We start from the raw sequence: 17,093 nt of genomic DNA, 5'->3' as shown, positions 1-17,093 counted from the left end.
GCCGGCCGCTCACCCGTGCCGCAGCGCGAACCACAGCTCCATGCGGACGTCGGGGTCGTCGAGGTCGACGCCCAGCAAGGACGCGCACCGGCCGATGCGTTGACGGACCGTGTTGCGGTGGACGGCGAGAGCGACGGCCGTACGGTCCCAACTGCCGTGCAGGGACAGCCAGGTGCGCAGGGTCTCGGCGAGGGCCGGGGTGGCGGCGAGCGGGGCGAGCAGGGCACGGGCGTGGGCCTCGGCCTCCGCGCGGGGGACCAGTTCGTCGAGTCCGGCCCGGGTGCCGTGCCGGACCAGGGTGGTCCGGGTCGCCCGGGCGCGGGCCAGGGCGCGCGCCGCCTGGGCGTCGGCCGACGGCCACTCGCCCGGGGCGACGGCGTCGCTGACCCCGAGCGTCCACCCCGGCTGCGGGTCCGGCTCGCGGTCGGCCGGCACGAGCACCCGTACGACATCGCCCGCGAGGTCCACCAGCGCCGAGCCGAGTGCGGCCCCGAGCGCGGAGGCGGCGACCGTGTCGGGGACCTGGGCGTCCGGCCGGGCGTGCACCACGACCCAGCGCCCCCTGCCGAGCAGCGGTGCCACCTCCTGCGGTCCCTCGCCCAGCAGCAGCCGTACCAGCGCCGACGACCGCGCGGCCCCGGCCCCGCTCTGGTGCTCGCCGGTGAGCAGCGACAGCAGCACCGAGGCGACGGACGCGATGGTGTGGTCGCCGGACTCGCGCCCGGGCGCGGCGACCCCGAGCACGAAGCCGTGCCCGGCGCCGAGGGCGTATGCGGCGAGGTGGGCCGCCGCGTGGGTGTCGGTGGCCGAGGAGGGCGGCGTCTCGCGCCGGGGCCGCTCCGGACCTGGGCGGGGGCCGGCCGCCATCGACTGGGGGGCGTCGGCCATCGGCCGGGGGTCGTTGGCCGGCGGGCGGGGGCCGGCGGGCAGCGGGTGGGTTGCGTTGGCCGGTGGGCGGGGGCCGGCCGCCATCGACTGGGGGGCGTCGGCCGGTGGGCGGGGGCCGTTGGCCATCGGGTGGGGAGTGTCGGTCATCGGGCGGTCGTCGTCGGGCAGCGGGCGGACGACGCGCGTCAGGTCCTCCAGCGCCGTCCGCACGCCGTCCTCCGGTGCGCGGCCCGCGGTCGCGATCGGGGTGCCGTCCGGGCCGTACAGCGCGGCCCAGCCGCCGATCCGTTGGGCGAGCCTGCGCAGCACGGAGGGGACCGGATCGGGGCTGGAGGCGGCGGCCGCGAGGCTCTGCTGGGCCTCGGTGACCCGGCGCAGCTCGGCCAGCCGGGCCTGGGCCATGAGCTGCCAGACGGCGCGGGCCACCCCCGAGAAGGTCGTCCGGGGCGGCACCTCCAGGAGCGGCAGGCCGTGGGCGTCGCAGGCGGCGACCAGGGCGCGCGGCACCGTGTCGTGCACCGGCGCCAGGCCGAAGCCGAGGGCCGCGCCGCCCGCCGCCATGATCCGGGAGACGTAGGTGTCGAAGTAGTGCGCCGGGTCCGCGGACCGCGGGACGTGGACGCCCGCCGTCAGCAGCAGCTCGCCGCCCAGCAGGTAGGGGTAGGGGTCGGCCATCTCCGAGGTGTGCGCCCAGTGGACGACCGTGTCCGGGCCGGCGGGGCCCGCGATCTGCCTCAGGCCCAGGTCCTCGCGGGCCAGCAGGGCCGCCAAGGGGACCGGTGGGGTCGGCGGGACGGCCGGGGCGATCGGCGCAGGGGAGTCCGGCATGGTGTGCGATCCCTCCATCCTGTGCCGCTGGAATGGATGAAACGTACACTTCGCAGTCGCTTTCCGGCCACCTAGGGTCAAGTCCTGTCCGGCAGCCCGCGGGTACGGGCGGATGTCCCCGCGAGCCGCTGCCGACGTCGCCACCCCCCGTTTCTGCACGACACGCCACCGATGTGCGCGAAGGAGGGCCCCTATGGCCGTCGACTATGCAGTGATCGTCGTCTATCTGGCCGGGATGCTGGCCATGGGCTGGTGGGGCATGCGCCGCGCCAAGTCCAAGAGCGAGTTCCTGGTCGCCGGACGGCGGCTCGGTCCCGTCATGTACTCCGGCACCATGGCCGCGATCGTCCTCGGCGGCGCGTCCACCATCGGTGGAGTCGGCCTCGGCTACCAGTACGGACTCTCCGGCGCCTGGATGGTCTTCACCATCGGCCTCGGCCTGCTCGCGCTGTCGGTCTTCTTCTCCGCCCGCATCGCGCGCCTGAAGGTCTACACCGTCTCCGAGATGCTCGACCTGCGCTACGGCGGACGGGCCGGCGTCATCTCCGGCGTGGTCATGTGGGCGTACACCCTCATGCTCGCGGTCACCTCGACCATCGCGTACGCCACGATCTTCGACGTCCTGTTCGACATGAACCGCACCGTCGCGATCATCCTCGGCGGTTCCATCGTCGTCGCCTACTCCACGCTCGGCGGCATGTGGTCGATCACCCTCACCGACATGGTGCAGTTCGTCGTCAAGACGATCGGCGTGCTCCTGCTGCTCCTGCCGATCGCGGTCGTCAAGGCGGGCGGCTTCTCCGAGATGAAGGCCAAGCTGCCCACCGAGTACTTCGACCCGCTGGGCATCGGCGGCGAGACGATCTTCACCTACGTGCTGATCTACACCTTCGGCATGCTCATCGGTCAGGACATCTGGCAGCGGGTGTTCACCGCGCGCGGTGACAAGACCGCCAAGTGGGGCGGCACGGTCGCGGGCACCTACTGCCTGGCGTACGCCGTCGCCGGCTCCGTCATCGGCACCGCCGCCAAGGTCCTCTACCCCAAGCTGAGCAGCCCCGACGACGCCTTCGCCACCATCGTCAAGGACGAACTGCCCATCGGCGTCCGCGGGTTGGTGCTCGCCGCCGCGCTGGCCGCCGTGATGTCCACCTCCTCCGGCGCCCTGATCGCCTGCGCCACCGTCGCCAACAACGACATCTGGTCGCGGCTGCGGGGCGTCGCGCACCGCTCCGAGGACGCGCACGACGAGGTCAAGGGCAACCGGGCCTTCATCCTCATCATGGGTCTCGCCGTGATCGGCACCGCCATCGCGCTGAACAACGTCGTCGAGGCGCTGACCGTGGCGTACAACCTCCTCGTCGGCGGGCTCCTCGTCCCGATCCTCGGCGGACTGCTGTGGAAGCGGGGCACCGTGCAGGGCGCCCTCGCCTCGGTGATCGTCGGCGGCCTCGCGGTCATCGGCCTCATGGCGACGTACGGCATCCTCGCCAACGAGCCCGTCTACTACGGCCTCCTGTCCTCCCTCGCCGCCTACGTCGCCGTCTCACTGGCGACGAAGCCGACCGACGCCGCCGTCCTCTCCGCCTGGCGCGAGCGCCTCGCCGGACGGTCCACCGAACTCGCGTCCGAACCCGTCCCGGCTCACCAGTAGAGTCGTACGACAAGCAGTGCATCCAGCGCATCCACCTCATCCGCGACGAAGCGCATGAAAGAAGGCAATCCAGCATGAGCAGCAACGAGACGCCTCGCGGTCCCGTCGGTCCCGTCGACTCGTCCCGCGTCCCGCGGTACGCGGGCCCCGCCACCTTCGCGCGGCTGCCGCGCCTCGACGAGGTCGGCACGGCCGACGTCGCCGTGGTGGGCGTGCCGTTCGACTCCGGCGTCTCGTACCGGCCGGGCGCCCGCTTCGGCGGCAACGCCATCCGCGAGGCGTCCCGGCTGCTGCGCCCGTACAACCCCGCGCAGGACGCCTCCCCGTTCGCGCTCGCCCAGGTCGCGGACGCCGGCGACATCGCGGCGAACCCGTTCAACATCAACGAGGCCGTGGAGACCATCGAGGCGGCGGCGGACGACCTCCTCGGCACGGGCGCGCGCCTGATGACCCTGGGCGGCGACCACACGATCGCCCTGCCGCTGCTGCGCTCGGTGGCCAAGAAGCACGGCCCGGTGGCGCTCCTGCACTTCGACGCCCACCTCGACACGTGGGACACGTACTTCGGCGCCGAGTACACGCACGGGACGCCATTCCGCCGCGCGGTGGAGGAGGGCATCCTCGACACCTCGGCCCTCTCCCACGTCGGCACCCGCGGCCCGCTGTACGGCAAGCAGGACCTCACCGACGACGAGAAGATGGGCTTCGGCATCGTCACCTCCGCCGACGTCTACCGCCGCGGCGCCGACGAGGTCGCCGACCAGCTGCGCCAGCGCATCGGCGACCGCCCGCTGTACATCTCCATCGACATCGACTGCCTCGACCCGGCGCACGCCCCCGGCACCGGTACGCCGGAGGCGGGCGGCATGACCTCGCGGGAGCTGCTGGAGATCCTGCGCGGCCTGGCCGGCTGCAACCTCGTCTCGGCGGACGTCGTCGAGGTCGCCCCCGCGTACGACCACGCCGAGATCACGTCGGTGGCGGCCTCCCACACGGCGTACGAGCTGACCACCATCATGTCCCGCCAGATTGCAGAGGCTCGCTCGAAGTGACCCACGACCACGACCTGGTGCTCCGCCCGACGGAGGCGCAGATCTCCGCTGCTCTGAACCCTCCCTCCGGCCGCAACGGCGGAGACCTGGTCGTGGAGACCCTGGCCGGGCTGGGCGCGACGACGGTCTTCGGCCTGCCCGGCCAGCACGCGCTGGGAATGTTCGACGCGCTGCGTCGCTCCTCTCTCCGCTATGTGGGCCTGCGCGTGGAGAACAACGCGGGCTTCGCGGCGGACGCGTACGGCCGGATCACCGGCCAGGCGGCGCCGCTGCTCCTCTCCACGGGCCCGGGCGCCCTGACCTCGCTGGCGGCCCTCCAGGAGGCGGCTTCCGCCTCCGCCCCGGTGCTGGCGATCAGCAGCCAGATCCCGACGGCCGGTCTGGGCGGCGGCCGCCACGGCTACCTGCACGAACTCCCGGACCAGTCGGCCTCGTTCCGGGGCGTGGTGAAGTCGGTCCACACCGTCCGCACCCAGTCACAGATCCCGTCCGCTCTGGCGGCCGCCTGGAAGTCGGCGCTGACCGCTCCGCACGGCCCGGTGTGGGTGGAGATCCCGCAGGACGTGCTGCTTGCTCCGACCGCGCTGCCGGTGGTGACGGCGGTGGACGCGGCCCCGGAGGACCTGGCCCCGCGCCCCGAACTGACCGCGGTGGCCGCCGACTTGCTGTCACGTGCGGAAAGGCCCGCGATCATCGCGGGCGGCGGAGTGGTACGAGCGGACGCGTCGGGCAAGCTGCTGCAACTGGCCGAGAAGCTGAACGCCCCGGTCGTGACGACCTTCGGCGGCAAGGGCGCTTTCCCCTGGGAGCACCTGCTCTCGCTCCAGTCCTGGCTGGAGGACCGGCACACGACGGACTTCCTGGAGGAGGCGGACGTCCTCCTGGTGGTGGGCTCGGGCCTCGGCGAACTCTCCTCCAACTACCACACGTTCAAGCCCCGGGGCCGGGTCATCCAGATCGAGGCCGACCTCGGCAAGCTGGAGTCCAACCACCCGGCCCTCGGCATCCACGCCGACGCGCGGCTCGCGCTCCAGGCCCTGCTGGAGACGGTGGAGGAGCGCGTCGACGAGTCGGCCCCGGAGCGTGTACGCGCGGTCCTCGCGAAGGTCGCCGACCGGATCGCCTCCCAGGAACTCACCCTGGAGCAGGACGTGTTGACGGCCGTCCGCCGAGCCCTGCCCGCCGACTCCCCGTCGTTCTGGGACATGACCATCCTCGCCTACTGGGCCTGGTCGGCCTTCGACCCCCGGGGCGCCAACACCATGCACTCGGCCCAGGGCGCCGGCGGCCTCGGCTACGGCTTCCCGGCGGCGCTCGGCGCGGCCGCCGCCGACCCGGCCCACCCGGTCCTGGCGGTCTCCGGCGACGGCGGAGCCCTGTACTCGATCGCCGAACTGGCAACGGCGAAGCAGTACGAACTCCCGGTGACCTGGCTGATCATCGACGACGGCGGCTACGGCATCCTCCGCGAATACATGACCGACGCCTTCGGCCAGGCAACGGCAACGGAGCTGACCCGCCCCGACTACGTAGCCCTCGCCGAATCCTTCGGCGTCCCGGGAATCCGTACGACCCCGGAGGCCCTGGAGGCCGACCTGGCGAAGGCCCTGGCCTCCCCGGGCCCGTCGGTGGTCGTACTCCCGGCACTCTTGCGGATGTTCGCGCCGACGCACCTGGGCTGAGGTGTGTTGATTCGCGCACTGCCTTCGGCGCCGAGGGGCGGGTCGTGGAGCTGAACGTGCACACGGGTGTGTTCACCGGGTCGACTTGCTTGCCCTTGCTCGCCGGACTGGTCCAAGCGGCCCGCACCACCGGCGCTCACCCGCGAACAGACGGACGGCTGGATCGCCGGTCAGCGGGAGCGGGCTGAGGCCGACCGGCTCTTCGTGGCAGTGCCGATGTTCGTGGCAGCGGCGACCACACCACGGTGAGTGAAGCGAGGGGTGGGCGCCGCTGTCCTCGGAGACTCCGGCCCGCTCAGACCTTGTAGTACAGGTCGAACTGGCGCGTGGAACCAGCGTTGTTGGTGATGCCGAAGCACAGGCGCGGGGCGCCGCTTCCGGTGTGGATGGCCATGCCCTCCGGCTCGCGGGGGTCGGCGGCGGCGTCGGCCTCGGAGTGGGTGCTCTTGATGTACCCGGTGGTCGGGTCGTTCTGCGTCCCGTTCAGGTCGAACGACGTCGTGTGGATCGCCCACTTGTCGACGCCGGTCAGGGTCCCCGAAGGGGTGCTGATGCGGGGGTCGCCGTCGAGCATGTAGGCGTACTGACCGTACGAGGTGAAGCCCTGGAAGGTCGCCGGGGTGCTGGTCGGCGTGCCGTTGGCGTCGTACTTGTACAGCGGCGGCTGCTGGATCTGGGCCAGCGGAGCGGGCAGCGTGCCGGTGTTTGCCGTGGCGATGGCGGCGGACAGGTCGTAGGCCGCGAACCAGTGGTCCGAGCCCATCGCGTAGCGGATCAGCAGGATGTTGTGGTCCACGTCCACCGACGGGGTCATCGAGGTCGCCGCCGGGTCCGGGGAGCCGAAGCGCTGGACGGCCGGGTGGCTGGTCCACAGCACGGTCTGGTTGGCGAACGGGAAGCGGACGAACTCCTGGCCGTAGCCGCTCTGGCCCGCGCCCGCCTCGGTCCAGACGTAGGCAGGCGTGCTGCCGTTCGCCGGCTCGATGCCCAGGGAGACGCCGTGGCCGAAGCCCAGCAGGTACACGTAGCCGGTGACGGCGCCGGTGGCCAGGTCGTGGCGGGTCAGGCAGAGGTCGCCCGAGGTGTCGTGGTCAGGGGCGCCGATCGACGACGTCACCGCGACCTGGCTGCCCGAGCGGAGGTAGGCGACCTGGCTCGCGCCCGCGATCTGGAGCGTGTAGAGGTGACCGTTGACCGAGTCGAAGGCGATGCCCTGGAGGGTGGTCGAGGTGTCCTGGTTGGTGACGCCGCCCAGCCAGCGGGTGGAGCCGTCGGCGACATCGATCAGGGGCGCGCCCGTAGGGATGCTCGCCGGGTTCACCGGGGCGGCGGAGGCGGCGGGGGCGGGCAGCGCCATCACGGCGGCGGCGCCTGCGGCGAGGCCGGTGCCGCCGCGTATCAGGCTTCGGCGGGTCAGGTTCATCTTCATGAGCGGGAATGTAACGGGCGCGCTGTTGAAGGTGATCCGCCGTCAATTCAAGTCCTGGACAAGTTTCGACGCCCCCCTGGGGCGGGAGGCAGCCGCCGCCCGACCCGTCTGGCGCGGGCGGATCGGGCGGCGGCGCGCGTCAGTCGATGGTGGCGCGGCTCAGCAGACGCCCGGACCCACCCCGTCGATCCGGCCGCCGAAGTCGCCGAGGTAGCGGGAGGCGCCAGTCGCCGTTGAAGACGTCGCGCTTCTCGAGGGGGGACCAGTTGATGAAGCAGGCCCGGGTGCTCGCGACGGCGGAGCCGACGTGGTCGTGGAGGCTGGGCGGCATGTCGCGGTAGCCGCTGCGGGCGGTCCACTCCCAGTAGCTCCCTGAGAATCCCTCCCCGCTCCAGAAGCACACCGAACCGTCGGGACACGGAGGCGGGGCGGCCTGGGCGGAGGCCGCGTGGGCGGGCAGGAGCAGGGCGGTCAGGGCGAGCGCGGCACCGAGGGACCAGGAACGCAGCTTCATCGAACTCTCCAGGAGGGGGAGTTGGGACATCCCGGCCGATCCGCCGAGATGTCCCCATGCTGCCGACCTGACGTGCGGACACGCCCGGGCCGAAGATCGACATCACCTGCGTGAGCGAACTAGTCGCACCGGTCGCTGCCCGCCCCGCCCCGCCCCCGTCGCGCGAACTCCTGTACAACTTTCGGCCAGCTCGGCGAGTCAGGAGAGCGAGCGTCCCCACCGGCCGCTCGACGTCGTCCAACGGAATGGGGAACCTCCATGACTCACCGGATATCCGGGCGCACCCGGGTGCTCGGCGCCGGCATCGTCGCGGGCGTGCTCGTGTCGGGGGTGGCGGCGGCCTCGCCCGCCGTCGCGGCCACGGCGCCCGCCGTCAGCTGTACGTCGGCCAGGGCCGGCCTCGCCGACAAGCTGAGGACCGACATCACGGCCGCCCTCGCAAGCCGGGCCGGCACCATCGCCGTCGGCCTCTACGACCGCACCACGAACACCACCTGCACCCTGCGCTCCACCACCGCCTACGACTCCGCCAGCGTCGTCAAGGTCACCGTCCTTGCCACGCTGCTGTGGGACGCGAAGAAGCACAACCGGTACCTGACCGACCGCGAGGTCTCGCTCGCCAAAGCGATGATCACCCAGTCGGACAACACCGCGACCAGCACGCTGTGGAAGCAGCTGGGTCTGACGAAGATCAGGGGCTTCCTGAGTGACGCAGGGATGACACAGACGATCCCCGGCGCCAACGGCTACTGGGGGCTGACCCAGATCACGGTCACCGACGAGCAGAAGCTGCTGAAGCTGATCACCGCGAGAAACGCCGTGCTCAGCGACAACTCGCGTGCCTACATCCTCAAGCTCATGGGCCAGGTCATCTCGTCCCAGCGCTGGGGCACCCCGTACGGCGCCCCATCCGGTGTCGCCGTCCACGTCAAGAACGGCTGGCTGCAGCGCTCCACCCACGGCTGGCGGGTGCACAGCGTCGGCACGTTCAACGGCAACGGCCACGACTACATGATCACCGTGCTGACCCACGGGAACAGCACGATGAGCTACGGGATCAACACCATCCAGGGCGTCGCCAAGGTCATCCACCGGGACCTGGCGGCCTGACGTGGCCCCACCGTCTGTTGCGGCGGGATGAAATCCGCCGCCCACGGCGTTGGTGCCTTCCGGAAGATCAGGACAGAGGTCAGGACCGACGGAAGGCACCGGAGTGGCAGCGCAACGGGGATGGGCACGACGGCTGGCGGGCTACGCCTGGCGCTATCCCAAGGACGTCGTCCTGGCCCTCGGCTCCTCCCTCGCGGGCATGGCCGTCATGGCCCTGGTCCCGCTGATCACCAAGGTGATCATCGACGACGTGATCGGCCACCACACCCGGGCCATGGCCCCCTGGGCGGGCCTCCTGCTCGGCGCCGCCGTCCTCGTCTACGTCCTTACCTACATCCGCCGCTACTACGGCGGCCGCCTCGCCCTCGACGTCCAGCACGACCTGCGCACGGCGATGTACGCCACGATCACCCGGCTCGACGGCCGCCGTCAGGACGAGCTGTCCACCGGCCAGGTCGTCGGCCGTGCCACCAGCGACCTCCAGCTCATCCAGGGCCTGCTCTTCATGCTGCCGATGACCATCGGCAACGTCCTGCTCTTCCTGATCTCCCTGGTGATCATGTCCTGGCTGTCGCTGCCGCTGACCCTGGTCGCCCTGGCCGTGGCCCCGGCCCTGTGGTGGATCGCCAGGCGCAGCCGCGCCAAGCTCCACCCCGCCACCTGGTACGCCCAGGCCCAGGCCGCCGCCGTCGCGGGCGTGGTCGACGGTGCCGTCAGCGGCGTACGCGTGGTCAAGGGCTTCGGGCAGGAGGAGCAGGAGACCGGGAAGCTCAGGGAGGTCGGCCGGCGGCTGTACGCCGGGCGGCTGCGCACCATCCGTCTGACCAGCAAGTACACCCCGGCCCTCCAGGCCGTACCCGCCCTCGGCCAGGTCGCCATGCTGGCGCTCGGCGGCTGGCTCGCCGTCCAGGGGCACATCACGCTCGGCACCTTCGTCGCCTTCTCCACCTACCTCGCCCAGCTCGTCGGCCCCGTCCGGATGCTCGCCATGGTGCTCACCGTCGGCCAGCAGGCCCGCGCCGGCTCCGAGCGCGTCCTGGAGCTGATCGACACCGAGCCCACGCTCGAAGAGGGGACCAAGACCCTTCCCGCCGACGCACCCGCGACCGTCGAGTTCGACGACGTGTCCTTCGGGTACGACGACCGGCGCCCCGTCCTCGAAGGGCTCAGCTTCGAGATCCGCCCCGGCGAGACCCTCGCGGTCGTCGGCTCCTCCGGCTCCGGCAAGTCCACGGTCTCCCTCCTCCTGCCGCGCTTCTACGACGTCACCCACGGCGCCGTCCTCATCGGCGGCCACGACGTGCGCGAGCTGACCCTCGACTCGCTGCGGGCCGCGATCGGCCTGGTCCCCGAGGACTCCTTCCTCTTCTCCGACACCGTGCGCGCCAACATCGCCTACGGCCGCCCCGACGCGACCCAGGAGCAGATCGAGGCCGCCGCCCGCGCCGCCCAGGCGGACCGTTTCATCGCCGAGCTGCCCGACGGCTACGACACCACGGTCGGCGAGCACGGCCTCACCCTCTCCGGCGGCCAGCGCCAGCGCATCGCGCTCGCCCGCGCCCTGCTCACCGACCCGCGGCTGCTCGTCCTCGACGACGCCACCTCCGCCGTGGACGCCCGCGTCGAGCACGAGATCCACGAGGCGCTCCAGCAGGTCATGCGCGGCCGGACCACTCTGCTCATCGCCCACCGCCGCTCCACCCTCAACCTCGCCGACCGCATCGCCGTCCTCGACGCCGGCCGGCTCGCCGACATCGGCACCCACGAGGAACTCCAGGAGCGCTCCGCCCTCTACCGCCGCCTGCTCACCGACCCCGACGAGCTGGGCGGCGTCTCCCCGGGCCACGCCACCCCCACCGTCCCCGAGGAGGACACCTCCGTCCGCGAGGAGCTGGACGCCGAGTTCGACGCCGAGCGCGGCGTCACCCCGCACCTGTGGACCGGGGACCGCGAGACCAAGTCCACCAAGGACGCAGCCCTCGCCGACGCCCCCGCCACCCCCCAGCTCCTCGCCCAGGTCGAGGCGCTGCCCCCGGCCGCCGACACTCCCGACGTCGACGAGGCGCAGGCGGTGCGGCCCGAGGTGTCGTACGGCCTGAAGCGCCTGCTGCGCGGCTTCGGGGCGCCCTTGCTGATCAGCCTGCTGCTCGTCGCCATGGACGCGGGCATGGGCCTGCTGCTGCCCGTGCTGATCCGGCACGGCATCGACCAGGGCGTCACCCGGCTCGCCCTCGGCGCGGTGTGGGCGGCGTCCCTGCTCGCCCTGCTCGCCGTCGCCGTGCAGTGGGCGGCGCAGATCGGCGAGACCCGGATGACCGGCCGCACCGGCGAACGCGTCCTGTACGCCCTGCGCCTGAAGATCTTCGCCCAGCTCCAGCGGCTCGGCCTCGACTACTACGAGCGCGAGCTGACCGGCCGGATCATGACGCGGATGACGACCGACGTCGACGCCCTCTCGACCTTCCTGCAGACCGGCCTGGTCACCGCGTTCGTCTCGGTCGTCACCTTCTTCGGCATCATGGGCGTCCTGCTCGTCATCGACGTGCAGCTGGCGCTGGTCGTCTTCGCCACCCTGCCCCCGCTGATCGTCGCGACCTTCTTCTTCCGCCGCGCGAGCGTGAAGGCGTACGAACTCGCCCGTGAGCGGGTCTCCACGGTCAACGCCGACCTCCAGGAGTCGGTGTCCGGGCTGCGGATCGTGCAGGCCTTCCGGCGCGAGGAGGACGGCAGGAAGCGGTTCACCGAGCGCAGCGACGACTACCGGCGCGCCCGTATCCGCGGCCAGTGGCTGATCTCCGTCTACTTCCCGTTCGTGCAGCTGCTGTCGTCGGTCGCCGCGGCCGCCGTGCTGATCGCGGGCGCGGGCCGGGTGGAGGCGGCCACGCTGACCACCGGCGCGCTCGTCGCCTACCTGCTCTACATCGACCTGTTCTTCGCACCCGTCCAGCAGCTCTCCCAGGTCTTCGACGGCTACCAGCAGGCCACCGTCTCCCTCGGCCGTATCCAGGAGCTGCTGCGCGAGCCGACGTCCACCGCGTCCGCCGAGAAGCCGCAAGGCGTCCGCTCCCTCAAGGGCGAGATCGCCTTCGAGGACGTGCACTTCGCGTACGGGGACGGCGAAGAGGCGCTCACCGCCGTCGACTTGAGGATTCCCGCTGGGCAGACCGTCGCCTTCGTCGGCGAGACCGGCGCCGGCAAGTCGACGCTGGTGAAGCTGGTGGCCCGGTTCTACGACCCGACGGGCGGCCGGGTGACCGCCGACGGCACGGATCTGCGGGAGCTGGACCTGACGTCGTACCGCCACCGCCTCGGTGTCGTCCCGCAGGAGGCGTACCTCTTCCCCGGCACCGTCCGCGACGCCATCGCCTACGGCCGCCCCGACGCCACCGACGCCGAGGTGGAGGCCGCGGCCCGGGCGGTCGGCGCGCACGACATGATCGCCACGCTCGACGGCGGCTACCTCCACGAGGTCGCCGAGCGCGGCCGCAACCTCTCCGCGGGCCAGCGCCAGCTCATCGCCCTCGCCCGCGCCGAGCTCGTCGACCCCGACGTGCTGCTCCTCGACGAGGCGACGGCAGCCCTCGACCTGGCCACCGAGGCCCAGGTCAACCAGGCCACCGACCGGCTGACCGGCCGCCGTACAACGCTCGTGGTCGCGCACCGTCTCACCACCGCCGCCCGGGCCGACCGGGTCGTGGTGATGGACCGCGGGAGCGTCGCGGAGGACGGCACACACGACGAACTCATCGCGCGCGGCGGCCGGTACGCCGAGCTGTGGCGGACCTTCCTCGGCCAGGCGGAACCGGAGGAGCCGGTGGGCGCCGGCCGCTGACCGCCGGGGCGCTTTCCGGCGGTCGCGCAACCGTCCGACCCATGCCGTGCGTCCGTACAGCAGTACGGTCATACGGTCATCCGGGAGGGGCGGCAGTGGACAGCGGTGGGATACGGCGGCGACTGGCGCTCGCCGCGGCCGTGTTGGCCGCCTCCGGGGCGCTCGCGCTCGCGGTACCCGGCAGTGCGCAGGCGGCGGCGGACGGCACCTGCGCCGGACGCGAGGTGCGCGTCCTGCCCTTCTCCACCGGCGCCGTCCACGTCTACCGGCAGGGCGGCTACGTCTGCGTCGTCACCCTCCCCGCAAAGCCCGGCGGCGAGCGCCCGATGACGGTCGGCGTGCAGGCCCGCGGCAGCCGCCCGGTCACGGACAGCGGCCGGTACACGTACCGCGCCGGACCGGTCACGGTGCACGCCGGGCACCGCTGTGTGCGCGTGAAGGGCTCGGTGGGGCGGGGCTCGGTGAGTTCGGACTGGATCCTGTGCTGACGTCCCGATAGCTCAATACCCCCTGGTGTGAAGGCAGTTGCTCCGATAGCTTCCGGCGCACATGTGTTTCACAGGAAACAGGGGAGGGTCATGCGCAAGGCGCTCAGATGGCTGCTCGCGCTCACGGTGCTCATAGGCACGCTGAGCACGGCCGGGGCGGCCACCGCTGCCCAGCCGGAGGCCACGACCGGCAGCACCGACATCAAGGAGCGGCTCCTCGCGATCCCGGGCATGAGCCTGGTCGAGGAGAAGCCCTACACCGGCTACCGCTTCTTCGTCCTGAACTACACCCAGCCGGTCGACCACCGGCACCCGTCGGCGGGCACGTTCCAGCAGCGGATCACCGTGCTGCACAAGGACGTCAGCCGCCCGACGGTCTTCTACACCGGCGGCTACAACGTCTCCACCACTCCCAGCCGCCGTGAGCCCACCCAGATCGTGGACGGCAACCAGGTCTCCATGGAGTACCGCTTCTTCACGCCGTCCCGCCCCGACCCGGCCGACTGGTCCAAGCTCGACATCTGGCAGGCGGCGAGCGACCAGCACCGCATCTTCGAGGCGCTCAAGCCGGTCTACGACCACAAGTGGATCTCCACCGGCGGCTCCAAGGGCGGCATGACCGCCACCTACTACGAGCGCTTCTACCCGCGCGACATGGACGGCGTCGTTGCCTACGTCGCCCCCAACGACGTGGTCAACGACGAGGACTCGGCGTACGACCGCTTCTTCGCGAGCGTCGGCACCAAGGAGTGCCGCGACCGGCTGAACGCGGTGCAGCGCGAAGCCCTGGTGCGCCGCGAGCCGTTGGAGAAGAAGTACGAGGCCTACGCCGCCGACAACGGCTACACCTTCACCACCGTCGGCAGCCTGGACCGCGCCTACGAAGCCGTCGTCCTCGACTACGTCTGGGGCTTCTGGCAGTACAGCCTGCTGTCCGACTGCGACACGATCCCGGCCGACGCGAAGACCGCGACCGACCAGGAGATCTGGGACTCGATCGACACGATCTCCGGCTTCTCCGCCTACGCCGACCAGGGCCTGGAGCGGTACACGCCGTACTACTACCAGGCGGGCACGCAGCTGGGCGCGCCGACGATCGAGTTCCCGCACATCGAGAAGGAGCTGATCCGGTACGGCTCCCAGCCCCCGCGGAACTTCGTCCCGCGCTCGATCCCGATGAAGTTCCAGCCGTCGGCGATGCGGGACGTGGACACGTGGGTGCGTCAGAACGCCCACCAGATGCTCTACGTCTACGGGCAGAACGACCCGTGGGGTGCCGAGCGGTTCCGCCTCGGCAACGGCGCGAGCGACTCGTACGTCTTCACCGCGCCCGGAATGAACCACGGCGCGAACGTGGCGGGCCTGGTCCCCGACGAGAAGGCGCTCGCCACCGCGCGGATCCTTGAGTGGGCCGGTGTCGCCTCCGCGGCCGTCCAGGCCGACCCGTCTGCGGCGAAGCCGCTGGCACGTCACGACGCCCGGCTGGACGTACGGGACGTGGAGCGGGAGCAGGCGCTGCGTCCGTGATCCGGCCGCTGCCGTAAGGCAGTTGAGGTACCGGGGGCCGCGCCCGTCCGCTCATCGCAGCGGGCGGGCGCGACGCCCGATGCGGTGCGTACGCGTTGCGTACCGTCAGTACGACAGCCCGTGGCCGACGGGGTACAGCACCTGGGTCGGATCGTCCGCCCGCTGCACCGGCACCGGCAGCGTGCCCTGCGGGTCCACCTGCCCGGCGATCACCCGGGCCGCGGCGCGCAGTTCGACGTCGGTCCAGGAGTAGGACGCCAGGTAGCCGCGGACCTCGCCCAGTTGGGCCACGTCGTACGGGTTCCTGATGGCCACGGCCACCAACGGCTTGCCAGTGGCGAGGAGTTGCCGCACGAGCGTCTTCTGGCTGCTGCTCGCCGTGAGGTTGTACGTCCCCACGACCACCGCGTCCGCGTTCTGCGCGGCCGCGACCGCCTTGGCGATGGTGGCGGCCGAGGGAGCCGTGCCGGTCGACAGGGCCGTGGCCGCGAAGCCCAGTTCGGTGAGTGCGCCGGCCAGAACGCCGGTGGGCGGGCCGGTCGTACCCGACGGGGAGGCCGGGTCGGCGCCGACGACCAGCACCTTGGTGTGCGTACGGCGGGACAGCGGCAGGATGCCGCCCTCGTTGACCAGCAGTGTCGTCGTGCGCTCGGCGATCCGGTCGGCCGCCGCGAGGTGTTCGTCCGTGCCGACCCTGCGGTCGACGGCGGCCTCGTCGGCGTACGGGTCCTGGAGGAGTCCGAGCTTCGCCTTGAGGCGCAGGATGCGCAGGAGGGACTCGTCGAGCCGGGCCTCGGTGAGCTCGCCGCCGCGCACCGCGTTCAGGACGGCGTTCCACGCCACGTCCAGCTTCGGCGGGTTGAGGAGCTGGTCGACGCCCGCCTTCAGGGCGAGCACCGGCACCCGGTCGTCGCCGTACTTGGTGCGCACGCCCTCCATACCGAGGGAGTCGGTCACCACGACGCCGTCGTAGCCCAGTTCGCCGCGCAGGATGCCGGTGAGGATCGGGTGGGAGAGGGTCGCCGGGTCGCCGGCGTCGTCCAGGGCCGGGAACTGGATGTGGGCCGTCATGATCGAGTCGATGCCGGACCGGATCGCGGCCCGGAAGGGCACGGCGTCCAGCTCCTCCCACAGCTCCCGGCTGTGCGTGATGACCGGGAAGCCGAAGTGGCTGTCGACGGCCGTGTCGCCGTGTCCGGGGAAGTGCTTGGCGGTGGCCGCGACGCCGGAGGCCTGGTAGCCCTTCACCTCGGCGGCCACCAGACCGGCGACCGCCTCCGGGTCGGCGCCGAAGGACCGGACGCCGATGACCGGGTTGGCCGGGTTGACGTTCACGTCGGCGTCGGGGGAGTAGTCCTGGTTGATGCCGATCGCGCGCAGCTCGGCGCCGGAGATCCGGCCGAGGGTGCGGGCGTCGCCGCGCGATCCGCCCGCGCCCATGGCCATCGCGCCCGGGAAGAGGGTGGCGGGCCTGCCGACCCGGCAGACGATGCCGTGCTCCTGGTCGGTGGCGATGAGCAGGGGCAGCCCGCGGGGCAGGTCGAGCGAGGCCTGTTGGATGCCGTTGGACAGGGCGGCGATCTGGTGCGGGTTCCGGGTGTTGTGGGCCCAGGTGAAGTAGATGATGCCGCCGACGCGGTACTTGGCGATCAGCTCGGCCGCGGTGCGTACGCCGATCTCGCTGAGGTTGGCGTCGATGTCGGCCTGGTCGGGGTCGGTGGCGGAGTGCCCGTACACCCGCATCACGAAGAGCTGGCCGACCTTCTCCTCGAGCGTCATGCGGGAGATGAGGGCCTGGAGCCTGCGGTCGGCCTGGGCGGCGTCGGTGGGGGCGTCGGTGCCGGCGTACGCGGTTCCGCCGCCGCCCGCCAGTGCGGCGGTGACGCCGACGGTCGCGGTCGCGGCGAGAACGGCCCGCCGGGACGGCCGCGCGTGGGGCCGCGCCTGGGGCTGATCCGAGCTTCCCGATCTACCCGATGTTCCCGATCTTCCCGTGCTGCTGTCCTGCACGTGCGCTCCTTCCGGAGGAGAACCGCTGAAGGAAACTTCCGAGGTGTCACCAATATCCGGGAAGTTTCTTTCCGTCAAG

The 17,093-nt window shown here is 71.8% G+C and carries 11 protein-coding genes; 7 read left to right on the top strand and 4 right to left on the bottom strand.

Annotated elements, in window-relative coordinates; translation table 11 throughout:
- Positions 1 to 9: 9 nt before the first annotated feature.
- Positions 10 to 1,716, bottom strand: a complete 1,707-nt coding sequence (locus QFZ74_RS11330) for a PucR family transcriptional regulator ligand-binding domain-containing protein (protein WP_373462369.1) — start codon at positions 1,714 to 1,716, stop codon at positions 10 to 12.
- A 193-nt stretch (positions 1,717 to 1,909) separates the two neighbouring features.
- On the opposite strand from QFZ74_RS11330, the gene QFZ74_RS11325 reads away from it, so the two are divergent.
- From QFZ74_RS11325 to QFZ74_RS11315, 3 genes are all read left to right on the top strand, one after another.
- The gene (locus QFZ74_RS11325) at positions 1,910 to 3,370 is read left to right on the top strand and encodes a sodium:solute symporter (RefSeq protein ID WP_307620683.1); all 1,461 of its coding nucleotides are present in this window, start codon (positions 1,910 to 1,912) and stop codon (positions 3,368 to 3,370) included.
- A 74-nt stretch (positions 3,371 to 3,444) separates the two neighbouring features.
- On the top strand, positions 3,445 to 4,422 hold the full coding sequence (speB, locus tag QFZ74_RS11320; protein ID WP_307620682.1) for an agmatinase: 978 nt from the start codon (positions 3,445 to 3,447) through the stop codon (positions 4,420 to 4,422).
- Complete coding sequence (locus QFZ74_RS11315; protein WP_307620681.1) at positions 4,419 to 6,104, top strand: thiamine pyrophosphate-binding protein; 1,686 nt, start codon at positions 4,419 to 4,421, stop codon at positions 6,102 to 6,104. The genes speB and QFZ74_RS11315 overlap by 4 nt, the downstream gene beginning before the upstream one ends.
- A 295-nt stretch (positions 6,105 to 6,399) precedes the next feature.
- Here the strand turns inward: QFZ74_RS11315 and QFZ74_RS11310 are convergent, their stop codons facing one another.
- Together QFZ74_RS11310 and QFZ74_RS11305 are read right to left on the bottom strand one after the other, a co-directional pair.
- Positions 6,400 to 7,533: a hypothetical protein gene (locus QFZ74_RS11310; protein WP_307620680.1), complete on the bottom strand. Its 1,134-nt coding sequence runs from the start codon at positions 7,531 to 7,533 to the stop codon at positions 6,400 to 6,402.
- Positions 7,534 to 7,672: 139 nt separating this feature from the next.
- The gene (locus QFZ74_RS11305) at positions 7,673 to 8,077 is read right to left on the bottom strand and encodes a peptidase inhibitor family I36 protein (RefSeq protein ID WP_307620679.1); all 405 of its coding nucleotides are present in this window, start codon (positions 8,075 to 8,077) and stop codon (positions 7,673 to 7,675) included.
- Positions 8,078 to 8,305: 228 nt separating this feature from the next.
- Between QFZ74_RS11305 and QFZ74_RS11300 the strand changes: the two genes are divergently transcribed.
- The 4 genes from QFZ74_RS11300 (at position 8,306) to QFZ74_RS11285 (ending at position 15,004) form a co-directional block, all read left to right on the top strand.
- Positions 8,306 to 9,157 (top strand): serine hydrolase, encoded by an 852-nt coding sequence (locus tag QFZ74_RS11300; protein ID WP_307620678.1) that lies wholly within the window; start codon positions 8,306 to 8,308, stop codon positions 9,155 to 9,157.
- A 103-nt stretch (positions 9,158 to 9,260) separates the two neighbouring features.
- Positions 9,261 to 12,989, top strand: a complete 3,729-nt coding sequence (locus tag QFZ74_RS11295) for an ABC transporter ATP-binding protein (RefSeq protein WP_307620677.1) — start codon at positions 9,261 to 9,263, stop codon at positions 12,987 to 12,989.
- 95 nt (positions 12,990 to 13,084) lie between these two features.
- The gene (locus QFZ74_RS11290) at positions 13,085 to 13,477 is read left to right on the top strand and encodes a hypothetical protein (RefSeq protein WP_307620676.1); all 393 of its coding nucleotides are present in this window, start codon (positions 13,085 to 13,087) and stop codon (positions 13,475 to 13,477) included.
- 90 nt (positions 13,478 to 13,567) lie between these two features.
- Positions 13,568 to 15,004, top strand: coding sequence for a S28 family serine protease (locus QFZ74_RS11285; RefSeq protein WP_307620675.1), 1,437 nt, complete (start codon positions 13,568 to 13,570; stop codon positions 15,002 to 15,004).
- Between the two features lie 105 nt (positions 15,005 to 15,109).
- Here QFZ74_RS11285 and QFZ74_RS11280 read toward each other — a convergent pair whose 3' ends face one another.
- Positions 15,110 to 17,014 (bottom strand): glycoside hydrolase family 3 protein, encoded by a 1,905-nt coding sequence (locus QFZ74_RS11280; protein ID WP_373462368.1) that lies wholly within the window; start codon positions 17,012 to 17,014, stop codon positions 15,110 to 15,112.
- Between the last annotated feature and the right edge of the window lie 79 nt (positions 17,015 to 17,093).

This window comes from Streptomyces sp. V3I7, from assembly GCF_030817495.1.
Taxonomy (GTDB): Bacteria; Actinomycetota; Actinomycetes; order Streptomycetales; family Streptomycetaceae; genus Streptomyces.
The sequence above is the reverse complement of the archived record's forward strand: the minus strand, read 5'-3'. Positions and strand labels throughout refer to the sequence as shown.

Excerpts from the sequence above, each read along its gene's own strand:
- QFZ74_RS11330 (WP_373462369.1), bottom strand. The coding sequence starts at position 1,716 with ATGCCGGACTCCCCTGCGCCGATCGCCCCGGCCGTCCCGCCGACCCCA.
- QFZ74_RS11325 (WP_307620683.1), top strand. The coding sequence starts at position 1,910 with ATGGCCGTCGACTATGCAGTGATCGTCGTCTATCTGGCCGGGATGCTG.
- speB (WP_307620682.1), top strand. The coding sequence starts at position 3,445 with ATGAGCAGCAACGAGACGCCTCGCGGTCCCGTCGGTCCCGTCGACTCG.
- QFZ74_RS11310 (WP_307620680.1), bottom strand. The coding sequence starts at position 7,533 with ATGAAGATGAACCTGACCCGCCGAAGCCTGATACGCGGCGGCACCGGC.
- QFZ74_RS11305 (WP_307620679.1), bottom strand. The coding sequence starts at position 8,077 with ATGTCCCAACTCCCCCTCCTGGAGAGTTCGATGAAGCTGCGTTCCTGG.
- QFZ74_RS11300 (WP_307620678.1), top strand. The coding sequence starts at position 8,306 with ATGACTCACCGGATATCCGGGCGCACCCGGGTGCTCGGCGCCGGCATC.
- QFZ74_RS11285 (WP_307620675.1), top strand. The coding sequence starts at position 13,568 with ATGCGCAAGGCGCTCAGATGGCTGCTCGCGCTCACGGTGCTCATAGGC.